The organism is Streptomyces iakyrus (assembly GCF_000717055.1).
Lineage (GTDB): Bacteria > Actinomycetota > Actinomycetes > Streptomycetales > Streptomycetaceae > Streptomyces > Streptomyces iakyrus.
Map to the genome: position 1 here is coordinate 139,091 of NZ_JNXI01000011.1, position 15,026 is coordinate 154,116.

Annotated in this window: 12 protein-coding genes and 1 pseudogene; 6 read left to right on the forward strand and 7 right to left on the reverse strand. The window is 71.7% G+C overall.

Annotated elements, in window-relative coordinates:
* Positions 1-54: 54 nt before the first annotated feature.
* The gene (locus OO68_RS18470; RefSeq protein WP_033309481.1) at positions 55-921 is read right to left on the reverse strand and encodes an oxygenase MpaB family protein; all 867 of its coding nucleotides are present in this window, start codon (positions 919-921) and stop codon (positions 55-57) included.
* Positions 922-1,099: 178 nt separating this feature from the next.
* Between OO68_RS18470 and OO68_RS18475 the strand changes: the two genes are divergently transcribed.
* The 3 genes and pseudogenes from OO68_RS18475 to OO68_RS47700 form a co-directional block, all read left to right on the forward strand.
* The gene (locus OO68_RS18475; protein ID WP_033309482.1) at positions 1,100-2,617 is read left to right on the forward strand and encodes an ABC transporter substrate-binding protein; all 1,518 of its coding nucleotides are present in this window, start codon (positions 1,100-1,102) and stop codon (positions 2,615-2,617) included.
* A gap of 4 nt (positions 2,618-2,621) precedes the next feature.
* A complete protein-coding gene (locus tag OO68_RS18480; RefSeq protein WP_051814711.1) occupies positions 2,622-4,376 on the forward strand; it encodes an ABC transporter permease subunit in 1,755 nt (584 codons plus the stop codon).
* A gap of 118 nt (positions 4,377-4,494) precedes the next feature.
* Positions 4,495-4,659 (forward strand): annotated as a pseudogene (locus tag OO68_RS47700) (regulator); the annotation flags it as partial.
* Between the two features lie 29 nt (positions 4,660-4,688).
* Here the strand turns inward: OO68_RS47700 and OO68_RS18485 are convergent.
* Both OO68_RS18485 and OO68_RS18490 read right to left on the reverse strand, forming a co-directional pair.
* Complete coding sequence (locus OO68_RS18485) at positions 4,689-5,366, reverse strand: helix-turn-helix domain-containing protein (RefSeq protein ID WP_033309483.1); 678 nt, start codon at positions 5,364-5,366, stop codon at positions 4,689-4,691.
* Between the two features lie 22 nt (positions 5,367-5,388).
* Positions 5,389-6,462 carry a zinc-dependent alcohol dehydrogenase family protein gene (locus tag OO68_RS18490; protein ID WP_033309484.1) on the reverse strand — a complete coding sequence of 358 codons (1,074 nt, stop codon included), beginning with the start codon at positions 6,460-6,462 and terminating at the stop codon, positions 5,389-5,391.
* Positions 6,463-6,821: 359 nt separating this feature from the next.
* Between OO68_RS18490 and OO68_RS18495 the strand changes: the two genes are divergently transcribed.
* A complete protein-coding gene (locus tag OO68_RS18495; RefSeq protein WP_033309485.1) occupies positions 6,822-7,712 on the forward strand; it encodes a universal stress protein in 891 nt (296 codons plus the stop codon).
* Positions 7,713-7,716: 4 nt separating this feature from the next.
* Here the strand turns inward: OO68_RS18495 and OO68_RS18500 are convergent, their stop codons facing one another.
* The 3 genes from OO68_RS18500 to OO68_RS18510 all read right to left on the reverse strand — a co-directional run bounded on the left by OO68_RS18500 (position 7,717) and on the right by OO68_RS18510 (position 12,126).
* Positions 7,717-8,742 (reverse strand): 6-phosphofructokinase, encoded by a 1,026-nt coding sequence (locus OO68_RS18500; protein WP_033309486.1) that lies wholly within the window; start codon positions 8,740-8,742, stop codon positions 7,717-7,719.
* A gap of 63 nt (positions 8,743-8,805) precedes the next feature.
* A complete protein-coding gene (locus OO68_RS18505) occupies positions 8,806-8,997 on the reverse strand; it encodes a hypothetical protein (RefSeq protein WP_033309487.1) in 192 nt (63 codons plus the stop codon).
* Positions 8,998-9,099: 102 nt separating this feature from the next.
* Positions 9,100-12,126, reverse strand: a complete 3,027-nt coding sequence (locus OO68_RS18510) for an aminotransferase class III-fold pyridoxal phosphate-dependent enzyme (protein ID WP_033309488.1) — start codon at positions 12,124-12,126, stop codon at positions 9,100-9,102.
* A gap of 462 nt (positions 12,127-12,588) precedes the next feature.
* Here OO68_RS18510 and OO68_RS18515 point away from each other — a divergent pair, with 462 nt between their 5' ends.
* Positions 12,589-13,806: an RsbRD N-terminal domain-containing protein gene (locus OO68_RS18515; protein WP_033309489.1), complete on the forward strand. Its 1,218-nt coding sequence runs from the start codon at positions 12,589-12,591 to the stop codon at positions 13,804-13,806.
* Positions 13,807-14,176: 370 nt separating this feature from the next.
* Positions 14,177-14,860: a haloacid dehalogenase type II gene (locus OO68_RS18520; RefSeq protein ID WP_033309490.1), complete on the forward strand. Its 684-nt coding sequence runs from the start codon at positions 14,177-14,179 to the stop codon at positions 14,858-14,860.
* 27 nt (positions 14,861-14,887) lie between these two features.
* Here OO68_RS18520 and OO68_RS48305 read toward each other — a convergent pair whose 3' ends face one another.
* Positions 14,888-15,016: a hypothetical protein gene (locus tag OO68_RS48305; protein ID WP_280922510.1), complete on the reverse strand. Its 129-nt coding sequence runs from the start codon at positions 15,014-15,016 to the stop codon at positions 14,888-14,890.
* Positions 15,017-15,026 lie beyond the last annotated feature (10 nt).

The window sequence follows — 15,026 nt, forward strand, 5'->3', positions numbered from 1 at the left end:
GACGCTCCCCCCGGTAGCTGTTCGCCCGCCCCCTGGCCCACTCAGTATGGCGGGCTATCGTCCGAGTTTGTACGGTGCCGGGCGGGCGCCGGGGCCGAGCCTCGCCATGGCCCGCAGGATGTGTTTGGGCGGGAGTTGCCACCGCACACGTGCGGGAACGCGGCGCAGCAGGAGGCCCGCGAGGCGCAGTTGGCGGGTGACGGTGGCGGGCGCGGGGGCCGGTCTGCCGTACAACTCGTGGGCGTACGGCGGCAGGGAGGCGTACGCCAGATGCGCCACGCGCCGCCACAGCACCTCGCGCGCCGGTACGAGGAGGGGGTGCGTCGGCGGGCGGAGCAGGAAGTCGTCCACCTCGCGTGCCTCGGGTCCGGCGGCGAGGTCCGGGCGCACCTTGTCGAAGTACGCGGCCATCTCGGCCCGGTTGCCCGGTACGGCGCCGGGGTCGAGGCCCACGAGGCGGGCGCTCTCGCGGTGTTCGGCGAGGTAGCGGTCGGCCTCGGCGTCGGTGAGCCGGAGGCCGGACCTGCGCAGCACGTGCAGATAGGAGTCGATCTCGGCGCAGTGCACCCACAGGAGCAGCCCGGGCTCGTCGACGCCGTAGCGCTCCCCTGTGGCCGGGTCGGTCGCCGTCAGCCTGCGGTGGATCTTCCGGACCCTGGCGCCCGCCCGCTCGGCCGCCTCGGTGGTGCCGTACGTCGTCGTGCCGACGAAGTGGGCGGTGCGCATCAGCCGGCCCCACGCGTCGCGGCGGAAGTCGGAGTTCTGGGTGACGCCGCGTACCGCGCGCGGGTGCAGGGCCTGCAGGTAGAGCGCACGGATGCCGGCGATCCACATCATGGGGTCGCCGTGCAGCTGCCAGGTCACCGATCGCGGACCGAACAGTCCGGGGTCCGGTCCGGTCGTGCGCCTCGTCTCCGCCACGGCGCTCACCCTGGCACACACCGAACGGGTGGTCGATACCCGCAAACCGTCCGGTTGTTGAGATTTCACCTTCCTCGTGGCAGGTTTGGTAAGGCTCCCCTTATATGGTGTGTCCTGTCGATCAAGGCCCGGACCGGGTCCCATCGGCATGCCCGCCTCGCACACGACAGGACCCCCCATGCGCACCACCTCCCGCGGCCTCATAGCGGCGCTCGCCCTCACTCCCCTGCTGGCCGGCTGCTTCGCGCCGGGCGACGACGGCGCGACGGGTGGAAACGGATCGCAGGGACGGCTGCGGATCGCCCTGGCCATCCCTCCCATACAGGCGCTCTCCCCCTACAGCAACGACGCGACGTTGCTCAGCAAGCTGTCCGTCGCGGAAGGACTCACCGTCCTCGGCAAGAACGGTGCCGCCGCGCCCGCGCTCGCGAAGTCCTGGAAGCAGGACAACGCGACCACCTGGACCTTCGAGCTGCGCAAGGCCGAGTTCCAGGACGGCACCCCGCTCACCGCGAAGTCCGTCGTCGACGCGCTCGGGCACGCGGGCGCCGCCCAGCCCAAGCCGCGCGTGCTGAGTGACGTGACACTCACCGCCAAGGCCGACGACGCCGACACCGTCACCCTCACCACCAAGTCGCCCGACCCGGTGCTGCCGCTGCGACTGGCCAGCCCCGCACTGGCGATCCTGTCGGCGAAGGCGTACGCGAAGGACGGCACGGTCAGCCCGGTCGGCACCGGGTCCGGCCCCTTCGTGATCAAGAAGCTGAACGGCAAGACCAGCGCCACGCTCGACCGGTTCGACGGCTACTGGGGTGGCAAGGCGAAGGCGCCCGGCCTCGACGTGACCTGGATCCCGGACGGCACGGCACGCGCCAACGCGCTGCGCGGCGGCGAGGCCGACATCGCCGAGTGGATCCCGACCTCGCAGGCGAAGCTGCTCACAGCCGGCACACGGCACGTGGTCTCCTCGGTGCGCACCGACAGCCTGATCCTCAACACCGGCAAGGGCATGTTCACCGACCCCGGCCTGCGGGCGGCCGCCCGTGAGGCCGTCGAGGGCACCGACCTCGTCGACTCCGTCTTCGGCGGCTACGCCGACCCCGCCCAGGGCCTCTTCGGGCCCGCCGTCCCCTGGGCCGCCGACCTGCGCGTCGCCGTGACCGGACGGGCGAAGGCCGCGGCCCCCGCCCGGGTCAAGGCCGAGACCCAGGGCAAGACGCTGCGCCTGGCCGCCATCACGAACCGCGCGGAGCTGCCCGAGGCGGCGACCGTCCTCCAGCAGCGGCTGGAGAAGGCCGGGTTCACGGTGAAGCTGGACGTCCGCGAGTACACGCAGATGGAGGCCGGCCTCCTCGCGGGCCGCTACGACGCCCTCGTCTTCTCCCGCGTGACCCTCCTCGACACCGGCGACGCGGTCGCCTACCTGGCCAGCGACTTCACGAGTGACGGCGTCTACAACATCGCCCGCCTCAAGGATGCCGGCGTGGACAAGGCGATCCGGGCGGCCGCGGCGGAGAGCGACACGGAACGGCGCCACCAGAAGATCATGAAGGCTGAGGCGGAGATACTCCGCACGGACGCCGTCGTGCCGCTGGTCCACGAGAGGGTCGTCCAGGGCGTCGCCGCCGATGTCGAGGGCGTGGTCCTCGACCCGCGCGAGCGGTCCCTGGTCGACCTCGACACGCACCTGAAGTAGCGGTATGGCCGTCGCTCACCTCCCGGCCGCCCGCCCGTACACCGGGCGGCTGGCGGCCGGCCGGGCCCTCGCCGGGGCCGCCCTGCTGGCGGCGGTGGCCACGCTGCCGTGGCTGTCCGGCAGCGACCCCGCGCGCACCGTGCTGCGGGCCCGCTCGGCGGACGTGGATCCGACACCCGCCCAACTGGCCGCCGTACGCGAGCAGCTGGGCCTGGACGAAGGCCCCTGGGCCCACCTCGCGCACTGGCTGGGCGGCCTCCCGCGCGGGGACGCGGGCGTCTCATGGGTCTCCGGCGCGCCCGTCATGCCGCAGGTGGGCACCGCCCTGTCGGTCTCCCTCACGCTGATGCTGGGTGCGTTCGCGGTCACGGCGCTGGTCGCCGGACTGGTGTGCGCCCGTACGGTTTTCCTCGGTGCCCGGCGCCGGCTGCGGCAGGACCGGGCGGGCGCCACCGCCGCCGTCCTCGCGTCACTGCCGAAGTTCCTGCTCGCCTCGGTGCTGGCCACCGTGTTCGGGGTGTGGTGGGGGTGGTTCCCCTCCAGCGGATGGGAGGGGCCCCAGTCGATGCTGCTGCCCTCGCTCGCCCTCGGCATCCCGTCGGGCGCGATGCTCGGCGGCATGCTCGACCAGGCGCTGCCCGCGGCCTTCCACGAACCCTGGGCGCGCACCGCGTACGCCGTCGGCCTCCCGCCCGGCCGCATCGCCCAGGGCGCGCTGCGCCGCACCCTGCCCGGCATCCTGCCGCAGCTGCTGCCGACCGTCGTGGCGCTGGTCGGCGGTGCGGTCGCCGTGGAGAAGATCTTCAATATCCCGGGCCTCGGCCGGCTCTCGCTCGACTCCGCCGTCGCCCAGGACCTCCCGGTGCTCCAGACCGCGACGCTGGCACTGGTCCTGCTCGGCGTGTGCGCGGGCATCGTGATCCGCGCCCTGCGTCACGCACTCCTCGGCCGGACCCTGCTCGACGGCGCCCTGCCCGCTCTGCACCGGCCCCCGCTCACGGTGCCGTCCTCCCTGCGCTGGATCACCGTCGCATGCGCCCTCGTCCTGCTGGCCCTGGTCACGGCGGGCCTGCTGCGCGACCCGCTCCAGGTCGACACGACGGCCCGGCTGCTGTCGCCGTCCCTCGACCACCCTCTGGGCACGGACGCCCTGGGCCGTGACCTGCTGGCCCGGCTGGGCCACGGTGCGCTGCGCACCGCGGGCGTCGCCCTGGCCGTCACGGCGGTCAGCGCCGCCACCGGACTGCTGCTGGGCCTGGCACCACGGGCGAGCGCGGGGCCGACGGAGGTCGTGTCGACGCTGCCCGCGGTCCTCGCGGGCCTGCTGATCGCGGGTGTGACCGGGCCCTCGGTGTGGGGCGCGGCGAGCGCGGTCTGCGCGGTGGGCTGGACTCCGTACGCCGCCCAGACCGCCGCGCTGCTGGAGCAGGAACGTGCGAGCGGGCACATCGCCGCGTCCGTCGCGCTCGGCGCCGGGCGGCTGCACCTGCTGCGCCGCCACCTGCTCCCCTCGGTGGTCCCGGCGCTCCTGCGCAACGCCCTGCTCCGGCTGCCCACGACCGTCCTGGTCCTGGCCTCGCTCGGCTTCCTCGGCCTGGGCGAGCAGCCGCCCACCCCCGAGTGGGGCCGCCTCCTCTCGGAGAACCAGCCGTACGCCGAACTGGCACCCTGGACCGTACTGGGCCCGGCAGCCGCGCTCGTCGTGCTGTCCGTCCTGGCGGTGACGGCCAGCGTACGGGGGCGGGGGAAAGGCGCATAGCGAACGCCCCCGGCCGGTGGAGACCACCGGCCGGGGGCGTCGGCCCCTCGCCTTCCAGGCGGAGTGCACCTCGTGGATCACGTAACGGCGCCGCTTGTCCACGTGGTGGGGCACGGAGGTGGGTGCCCACGAGTCCGACGCGGAAGCCGTACGGGCGATGTGCGCCCGGGACCCCGAGTTCGGCCGCGGGATCGCGGACCGCGTCGGCCGCGTGATCGCCCACCGGCTGCACGCGTCGCGGGTCCGGCTGCTCGACCTCTTCACCCCCTGCGGCAGCGGCAGCGCGCCGTGCGCGGCCGGGGGTGAACTCGTTCAGACCACCGTGATCCGGCGCCCCGTGACGGCGACGGGCTCGATGCGCAGCCACAGGTCGCGGCGGCCTCCCGCCCAGGGTGTGCTGTACGCCTGTTCTTCGAGACGGGCGACCTCGTCCGGGTCCGTCACGGTCGTCGCGGGCCCGCGCACCAGGACGCTCCAGCCCTCGCTGAACGCCTCGTCGATGCGGTCGGCCTCGAAGGCGACCCGGTGGCCGGCCGCCTGTGCCGGGGCGGTGCCGGGTGCGGTGCGGAAGACGATCCCACCCTCGATGACGCTGTAGTTGACCGGGATGACGACCGGCCCGGCGTCCGCGGGCACGGCGAGGCGTCCCACCCCGTGCGTGGAGAGCAGGGAGCGGCACTCCGCCTCGGTCAGCTCCGCGAAACGGGGTGTGCGGGCGGCCCGGCCGAGGCCCGGCGGCAGCTCGGTGTCGCCACCGGTCAGGTGCCACACCGTGGTCTTCAGTGCTCCCGCCAGCCGGAGGAGGGTGCCCGCGCCCGGGTCGGCCGGCGGCCGCTCCTCCAGGTACTGGAGGTAGGCGGGCGACATGCCCGCCCGTGCGGCCGTCTCCTGCCGGCTCAGGCCGAGTTCCGTACGCCGCTGGGTGATCCGGCGCCCGAGGTCGCCCAGCGGGCGGCCTTCCACGGGGTGCGACGAAGGCCGTTCGGGCATGACGTGTCACCTCTCTCGTTCGTCAGGCCGCCCGGTAGGGGACGACTTCCTCGTGCGGCTCCTCGCCGAGCACCACCTTGAGCGCACCGGTGTCGGCGCCCCGGGCGAAGACGTCGTAGGCCTCCTCCATGTGGTTCAGCGGGAAGGTGTGCGTGACCAGCTGACCGGTGGGCAGGCGGCCCGCGGCCGCCATCCGGAGCAGCGTGGGGGTGGAGTACGTGTCCACCAGTCCCGTGGTGATCGTCACGTTCTTGATCCACAGGTCTTCCAGATGGAGCGTCGCGGGTTCGCCGTGCACGCCCACGTTGGCGACGTGGCCGCCGGGCCGCACCATGCGCGTGCAGAGCTCGAAGGTCTCCGGGACCCCGACCGCTTCGACGACGACGTCCGCGCCCAGTCCGCCGGTGAGGTCCGCGATCAGCTGTTCGGGGGCCTCCCGGGCGTCCGCGACGGCGTCGGCGCCGAGGTGCTTGGCCGCGTCCAGCCGGGCGGGGGCCAGGTCCACCGCGATGATGCGCTCCGGAGCGAACAGCCGGGCCGTCGCGACGACCGCGAGCCCGACGGGCCCGGCGCCCACGACGGCGACGGTGCCTCCGGGCCGCACCTGCCCGTTGAGCACGCCGACCTCGTAGGAGGTGGGGAAGATGTCGGCCAGCAGCACGGCGTCCTTGCTGTCCAGGGCGCTGGGCAGCCGGTGCACCGAGAGGTCCGCGTACGGCACGCGGACGTACTCGGCCTGTGTCCCGTCGGTCAGATGGCCCAGGATCCAGCCTCCGCCACCCCGGCACTGCCCGTACGTGCCCTCACGGCAGTACCGGCAGCGGCCGCAGGCGGTGATGCAGGAGACCAGGACCCGCTCGCCCGGCCGCACCGTGCGTACGTCGGCGCCGACGTCGACGATCTCGCCGACCGCCTCGTGCCCCAGCACCGTGCCGGGGCGCACCTCGGGAACGTCGCCCTTGAGGATGTGCAGGTCGGTTCCGCAGAGGGTGACGGCGTCGACGCGCACGATGGCATCGGTCGGTTCCTGGACGCCCGGGTCCGGGACGTCCTCCCATGCGGACTGTCGTGGACCGTGGAAGACGTAGGCCTTCATGGAGTTGCCTCCCTATCGCCGCGGGCGATGTGCGGGTTCCGCACCACAGTTCCAGCTTGGCGCGGATCGGCCGGACACGCTGGGGCCGGTCGGCCCCGACCAGCCCGGCAGGGCCGCGCGAGCGCCTCCGGCTCACACGACATGAGTGCTGCCGGTGATCGGCCGCAGCCTGCCGTGCCCGTCGCGGTTCCGTATCCGTCTTCGCCGCCCATGTCTCGCTCCGTATCGGCGTCGGAACCCTCGCGGCCGCCGAATGTCACGTGATCCCTGACGCCGAGCCCGGCCACGGCCGCCGTGGAACAGTGGAGGAGAGGACATTCGGCGCCCACAAGGGTGCGGGCCGGACGAAGGAGGCCAGGATGCATCCCCTGGTGCTGGCGGGCATCGACGGATCCGAGTGCGCCGCGGCAGCCGCCGGCTGGGCGGCGCGGGAAGCCGCGCGGCGCGGCGTCCCCGTGCGGCTGCTGCATGCGTCTCCGCAGCTTCCCGGGGCCACCGTTCCGCGCCCCGCCCTGGACCGGTTGCGCCTCATCGGCGTCCGGTTGACACAGCGGACGGCCGAGGACCTCGCCGACCGCCACCCGGATCTCCAGGTCGAGGGCGAGCAGGCGGAAGAGCCCCCGGTCGACGCTCTCCTCGGTGCGGCACGCGATGCCGGGCTCCTCGTCGTCGGCACCCGCGGGACGGGCGGTTTCGAGGGTCTCGCGGTCGGCTCGGTCGCCCTGCGGATGGCGGCAGCGGCCCCTTGCCCCGTCGTACTCGTCCCGCCGCCCCGCCCAGGCGCCTACGCCGACGGGGCGTCCGCCACCCGCCGCACCGGCCAGATCGTGCTGGGGTTCGACGCCCACCGTCCGGTCGGTGAGGCGGCCGGCTTCGCGTTCTCGGCCGCCGAGGCGCGCGCGGCACGCCTGCGCGTGGTGCAGGCCTGGGGCCTGCCCGCCGAGTCCGTCTCCTCCCGCACCCTGGTGGTGACCGAGGAGGATCGCGCCACCTGGGAGGACCAGGAAGTGCTGCAGCTCTCCGACGCCCTGCGGCCCTGGCAGGGGAAGTACCCGCGCGTTCCGGCCGCCACCGATCTGATGCTGCTCCATCCCGCGGAAGCGCTCCTGAACGCCTCCCGGAACGCGGACCTGCTCGTCGTGGGGCGCCGCACCGAGCCGACCGCGGCCGAGGGCCGGCTGGGCCCGGTCACTCACGCCGTCCTGCACCATGCCCGCTGCCCGGTCGCCGTCGTGCCGCACGCAGGATGACGGCTCAGCCGAAGAACACCTCGAACTCGTCGTACAGCGACGGCTTCACGGTCTTGTTCTCCGCGGTGGCGTCCGCGAGGGGCACGCGGACGATGTCGGTGCCCTGAAGGGCGACCATGCAGCCGAAGTCCCCTTCCTCGACCGCGTCGATGGCGTGCAGCCCGAAACGGGTGGCAAGCCACCGGTCGAAGGGACTCGGGGTGCCGCCGCGCTGGATGTGGCCGAGGACCGTGGTGCGAGCGTCCTTCTGGGTGCGTGCCGAGATCTCCCGGGCCAGCCATTCGCCGATGCCGGACAGCCGCACATGCCCGAACTCGTCCAGCGACTGGTCCTTGAGGATCATCTGCCCTTCCTTGGGGACGGCCCCTTCGGCCACGACGACGATCGGCGCGTAGTTGATCTCGAACCGGCGCCTCACCAGCTCACAGACCTGATCGATGTCGAACGGCCGCTCAGGGATGAGGATGACGTTGGCGCCGCCGGAGACGCCGGCGTGCAGGGCGATCCAGCCGGAGTGGCGGCCCATCACCTCCACCACGAGGGCGCGCATGTGTGATTCGGCGGTGGTGTGCAGGCGGTCGATGGCCTCCGTCGCGATGCCGACGGCGGTGTCGAAGCCGAAGGTGTAGTCGGTGCCCGAGACGTCGTTGTCGATGGTCTTCGGCACGCCGACCAGGTTGATCCCCTGCCGGCTGAGCTCTGTCGCCGCCCCGAGCGTGTCCTCCCCGCCGATCACGACGAGCGCGTCGACATCGTGCGCGGCCAGGGTGTCCCGCACCCGTTGCAGGCCGTTGTCGTGCTTGAACGGGTTCGTACGGGAGGAACCCAGGATGGTTCCTCCCCGGGGGAGGATCCCCCGAACGCCGGCGATGTCGAGCGGAACGACGTCGTTCTTGAGCAGACCGAGCCAGCCGTCCCGCACACCGACGAAGTCGAACGAGTACTCCTGTACGCCCTTGCGTACGACACTGCGGATCACCGCGTTGAGGCCGGGACAGTCACCGCCCCCGGTCAGCACTCCGACCTTCATGGGTCTTCTCCCATCCGCCGCACCCCGGGGCATGTGGTCGCCCCTTCCAGCCTCCCCCGGTTCTCACGACGGCTGCCACTCGGCGGACGCCGACCGGCGGGGTTCCTGCACGCGTCCCAGTCGGGTGCCGAGGATGACCAGCTCGTATCCGACCGCGTGGGCCATCGCCTTGTTCTTCGCGTCGAGCCCGGCGTCGCCAGTCCCGCGGGTCTTCTGGCCGGGCTCGGTCCTCAGCGGGCCGATGGTCAGGGTCATGTGTCTTCTTGCTTGAGGTCTGGCCGGAGAAGCCGGCCCGCGAGGCACTTCTCGCTTTCGCGGGCCACTTCCGTTCACTGCCTCAGTAGGCGGTTGCCCGTCTCAGGACTGAACGGCCGAGCGCAGCTCGGGCAGGGACAGGACCTCGTCCAGCACGTCGACGTAGAGATCCACGTGCTCGCGGCGGAAGGTCATGGGCGGTTTGATCTTCAGTACGTTGTCGTGCACGCCATTGGGGAAGACGATGACGCCTCGCTCCTTCATGAGTTCGGTGACCATGAAGGCCTGCTCAGTGGCCGGCGTCTTGGTGGTGCGGTTGCGGACCAGTTCGACGCCGAGGTAGAGCCCTTGTGCCCGCACGTCACCGATGAGCGGCTGGCGCTGCTGGAGCTCGCGCAGCGACCGGGCGAAGTACCCGCCCACGCTCACGGCGTTCTCCCTCAGCCCGTCCTGCTCGACGATGTCGAGCACGGCCTCGCCGATCGCGCAGGAGACCGGGTTGCCGCCGAAGGTGTTGAAGTACTTCATGCCCGTGTCGAACGCGTCGGCGATCTCCCGAGTCGTGACCACCGCCGCGAGGGGATGCCCGTTCCCGAGCGGCTTGCCCATCGTGACGATGTCGGGGACCACCCCCTGGAGCTCGAACCCCCACCAGGGCCCGAGTCGTCCGACGCCGACCTGGACCTCGTCGGAGATGCACAGGGCGCCCGCCCGCCTGGCAGCGGTGAAAACGCCGTCGAGGTAGCCGTCGGGGAACACGATGTTCCCACCCGATCCCATCAGGGACTCGGCGATGAAGGCGGCCGGGGGCCGGCCGTCGGCCGTGATCCGGTCGATGACAGCCGCGGCGTCACGCGCGTACTTGGCTCCGGCGTCCGGGTCGTCGTACCCGTAGGTGCTGCGGTAGCGGTCCGGGATGACGACCTCGTGGGTGGTCGCGGGCGCACCGGCGCCGCCGGGGCCCTTGTAACGGTTCGGGCTGATCCCGGTCACCACGCCGGTGTTTCCGTGGTACGCGCCGTCGATGTTGACGATGTGCTGACGGCCTGTCACCTGGCGGGCGATCCGCAGCGCCAGGTCGTTCGCCTCGCTGCCGGTGCACACGAGGAAGACGACCTCGAGCGGGTCGGGCAGCGTGGCTACCAGCTTCTGCACGTAACTGGCGATCTGCGGGTAGACGAAACGGCTGTTGGTGTTGAGCTTGCGCATCTGCCGGGTGGCGGCGGCCGTCACGCGTGGCTCGGCATGGCCGACGTGGGTGACGTTGTTCAGCGAGTCCAGATAGGCCAGGCCGTCCTCGTCGTGGAACCACACGTCCCGCCCCCGCACGAGGTTCATCGGGGTGCGGTAGTAGTTGCGCTGGGAGCGAGCGATGTGGCGACGGCGCACTGAGACGACGTCGTCGATGGTGGGGGCCTCGGCGGGGGCTTCGGTGAACCCGAGGAGCCGGGCGGGGTCGGGTGACAGGTGGCTCCAGACCTGCCGTGCGGAAGGCGGCACGACACGAGGCGGCGGCCATGTGGCCATCCGCGCGGTGCGGTGGACCTGCACCTGGACGCAGGATCCGAGCGGGTCCTTCTCCTCGCTCGCGGCGGCGCGTCCCAACGGCGCCCCGGCCGGGACTGTCGCCGCGACGGGCGGCGTCTCGTCGAGTCCCCACCAGCACGTCCAGAACTCCAACCCTTCGACCGCATGTCGCAGCACCAACGGCATACCGGCGCCACCAGCGGCTTCGACGACGCCGGACAGCGGGCTGGCAACTTCCTCGGCGTCGGCCACGATCAGTGAGCCGCCGACCTGGACCGTCGCGGGCTCGTCGGCGCCCGGGCGGCGCCGTCCCCCCAGGAGCAGCGATGCGCTGAGGTGGGGCAGGTAGCCCCGTCGCCGTCGTCCGTCGAGGACGTCGTCGATGCGCGCGCGCACCGCCCTCGCGTCGTGCCAGTCGACTTCGTCGTAGAGATCACTTGCCGGTCGCAGGCCGAGCAGTTGCAGGGCCGCTATGTGCGGGGCACCGTCTCGGGCTGCCTCAGCCAGGACCTCTTCCAAACCTCGCTGCTCCTGCGTCGGGGGGAGCCCGCAGCCGACCCGGAATGTCGCCTCGGCGACGTCGGGGCAGATCTCGGCCACCTGAGCGATCGCCGGCCAGGTGTGTTGCATGCGGCTCCGCCCGTACGGCGTGTCGCTCTCGGCGACCCGGCGCGTCCACGTCACGGCGTTCATGCACAGCCGGGCTGCCGCCAACGGATGGACAGCCGCCAGTTCCTCAGCCGTGAGAGGGAGCACCGAGTGGAAGCCGGCCACGACTTCGGCCGCCGCGGCGAGCGGGTCGGCCTTGCGGACCATGGCGTAGGCCGCCGCGATCGCCACCTCCGCCGCGCGCACGCTGTAGAGCGAGTCGCCCAGGTCGACGATGCCCGAGATCCGCAGCACTCCGTCCTCGTCGGCGTCGGCCAGGACGTTGGCGTCGTTGAGGTCCTGGTGTACGACGCTCCGCGGCAGTCGGTCCCAGGCCGGCAGGAGAGCGTCGTACCAGCCCATGATCGTGCGCACCGACTCCCGCCGGTCCGCGTCCTGTACAGCGTGCAGCGACGCCTCGACGATCTCAGCGGCCCGGCGCATGTCCCAGTCGTGCGGTTCCAAGCCCACCGGTGGCTCCATGCCGGAGAGGCCGAGGCTCAGCCGCCCGGCGGCTTCTCCCAGCTGACGCAGAAGCGCCGCGGGGTGGTCGTCGAGTTCCGCCAGGACCCGGCCCTCAAGCCAGCTCATTACGCGAACCACGTGCGTTCGGCCCTCGTGGACGACGACGGCGAGGAACTTCCCCTCGCGTGTCGGGACCAGCCGTGGCACCGGAAGGTCGGGAACGGTGGCGGCCAGATGCTGGAAGAGCGAGTTCTGCCAGAGGACGTCGGCCGAGTCCGGCTCCGCGCGAGTGACCCGTACGAAGTAGCGCGTGCCGTCGTCGCCGGTGATCCGGACGTTCTGGTCGATCTCCCCTCCCAGTGGGTGCTGGACGTATCCGTCGAGTCCGAAGGACTGCCGCAGCACGTGGTCGAGGAGCGGGCCCGGCAGTGGGCCGGTGTGACCGGGGATGGTCGTTCCGTCCTGGCCGGTGGTGGTCACTGCGGTCATCGGTGCGTTCTCTCTCTCGTCGTCAGGTCGCTCATCACTCACCGTGGGCCTGTGGCACGACGCTCAGGCCGTGGCCAGGGCTGCGCAGACCTCGGCCAGGTCGACGACCAACAGGTCCAGGGCGGACTCCCGTTCGGTGCTTCAAAGGCGGAGCGCTCACGGGACCGGTCATCACCTCACGCGGCGGCGGTCATGGCGTCCCAGGTGACGTCGGCGTCGAGCACCCCGCGCAGCGCCTCGGCTGGGTCCATTGGTGTCCTCTTCTCTCCAGCCCGAGGTGGTGCGTCAGATGAAACACCGCGAAGAATCCGGCAACAAGGGACGCCAGGCCACGACATCGACCCCGTATTTTGTGCCTATGCACAATCTCTGTCGGAGAACCCCAGCGACATGTCAGCGGCATCACGCGGAGCCGGCCCCGGATCCGTCCGGTTACCGCTGTCGTAGGGAGAGGCGGTCCTCATGAGCGGCCCGGGACGCCGTCAGGGCGGGGCCCGCCACGACGCCGTGCAGGCGATCGCGCGCAGGCTCCTCGAGGAACGACTCGACGAACTGACCTCTCGCGCTCTCGAACAACTGGAAGCCGAGGAGCCCGCCTACGCGTCGGCGGACTGGGACCCGGTCCAGAAACGGGAGGGGATGCGACGAACCCTCGAACTCGCCCTGACCCGGCTGGCCGGCGGTCCCGTGCCCCGGACGGTCTCGCGCGCCACCGAGGACGTGGGACGCGAGCGAGCGGAGCAGGCGTTCCCCCTGACCGCTCTGATGCACTCCTTCCAGCTGGACCTCAGGACCCTGTGGGAGGCCGTGCTCGCAGAGGGGCGAGCACGTGGCATCAGCGCCGATCCCGACTTCCTCGACGGGCTGATCCGTGTCTGGGAGGCGACGGACGCCAACAGCGTCGAGGTCGTCGACGCCTACCGCCGCACCGAGCGCGACCTGGCGAGCCGTCGTACGGAGGTGCGCAACCGCGCCTTCAGCCGCCTGGTCCTGGAAGGGGAGCAGGATCCCTCGACCGTCGCCGAGGCCTCCACATTGCTGGGTTTCTCCGAGAACGTCGCCCTGACCGTGGTCGTGGTCGAATCCGTTCCTACCGGGGACCCGGCCGTGTCCCAGGTCGACGACGCGCTGCGTCGGGGCGGCCTGCTGCGTCACTTCGGATGGATGGGCGACGAGCTCCTCGGCATCATCGGTCACGGACGGCGCGATGAAGAGGAGGTGCTTGCCATGCTCCGGCCGTTCGCCCCGTGGCGCTGCGGCGTCGCGGAAGTCCCCGGGCTGGCGCTGACGGCACGGGGCATCCGGTTCGCACGTGCCGCGATCCGCAGCTCCGCGCAGCCCGGAGTGCGGCATGTGGAGGGCCACTGGACCGGGGTGATCATGTCGGCGCAGGAGGAGCTCACCGGTGCCATGGCCACCGGCGTGCTGCGCCCACTGCTCGGGCTGCGCGACAGCGCCAGCATCGTCGAGACCCTGCGCTGGTACCTCGACCTGGGCTCGGTCGCCGAGGTGGCCGCACGCACCTACCGTCACCGGAACACGGTGGGCAATCGCCTGCAGGCTGCGGAAGAGGCGACCGGGCTGAAGCTGTCCCGACCGAACGACGCCGCCCGGCTGGTCCTCGCCCTGGCTTGGCTGGAGACGGACGCGGGCGCCCGCTTCCGGGCGACGATGTCCTGATCCACCGATCGCTGGACGGCCGAGGCAACCGGCCGGGCCGCGACCGGGAGGGCCGGAGGCAGAGCGTGGACCGAAACTGCATCCGTTCTCTGACAGGAAATTGTGCACAGGCACAAAATGCGCGGTCGATCTCGCGGCCTCACGTCCCTTGTTGCCGGATTCTCCCCAGTGCTTCACTGACGCATCACCTTGAGCCGGCGAGAGGCTCATCGCATCGGAGCAGTACTGATGCTGCCGCCGACTGCCTGATCTGCATACGTCGTCCCCGGCCCTGTCCGAACCCCCGAGGCGGCCGACCTGGCCGCACTCGACGAGATCGCGCCTCTCGATGATCAGGGTGTCCCATATGCCCGGAAAGAGGTTGAACACCATGCGTCAGATCGTCACCTTCGATGCCTACGGCACCCTGGTCGACTTCCAGCTCGGTCCCACCACCCTGAAGGTTCTGGCCGACCGGCTGGACCTGGACCGTCTGAACGTCGACGAGTTCCTCGACGACTTCCGCATCATGCGGTTCCACGCCGTCCTGGAGGCATACCGCCCCTTCCGCGAGCTGCTGCCTGTCAGCCTGGAGACAGCGATGCGTCTGCACGGCCTGGAGTACCGGCAGTCCGACGGCGAGGCCCTGGTCGCGGCCGTGCCCACCTTCGGCCCCCACCCCGAGGTCCCGGCCGCCCTGCGGGCGCTGAAGTCCCGGTACGAGATCGCCATCATCTCCAACACGGACGACGACCTCATCGCCCAGAACCTGGCCAACATGGGCGTCGAGTTCGACCATGTCATCACCGCCCAGCAGGCCAAGGCGTACAAGCCGTCCCGGCAGGCCTTCGAGTACGCCTTCCAGGCCATGGACATCGACCCCGCCCAGGTCATCCACGTCGCCCAGGGCTGGGAGTACGACCTCATCCCCACCCGCGACCTCGGCCTCGCTCGCCGCGTGTGGATCAACCGCTACGGCCACAACGGCTCCATCGGCGCCCGTGGCAGCGCCGACTACCAGCCCTTCGACGAGCTGCCCGACCTGTCCGGCCTGCCGGCCCTGCTCGGCTGCTGAAGCCGGGCCCCCCGAGCGGTCCAACGCCTACCACGCGGCACGCAAGGGCGCCCACGTCGGCCTCGTGGAGAAGGACAAGGTCGACACCAGCGCCCGCTCGCCGACGCGCACACTGGCCTCGCCCAGGTGGTCGACCTCGAAGGCGACGTCCGTCACCTGGTGACAA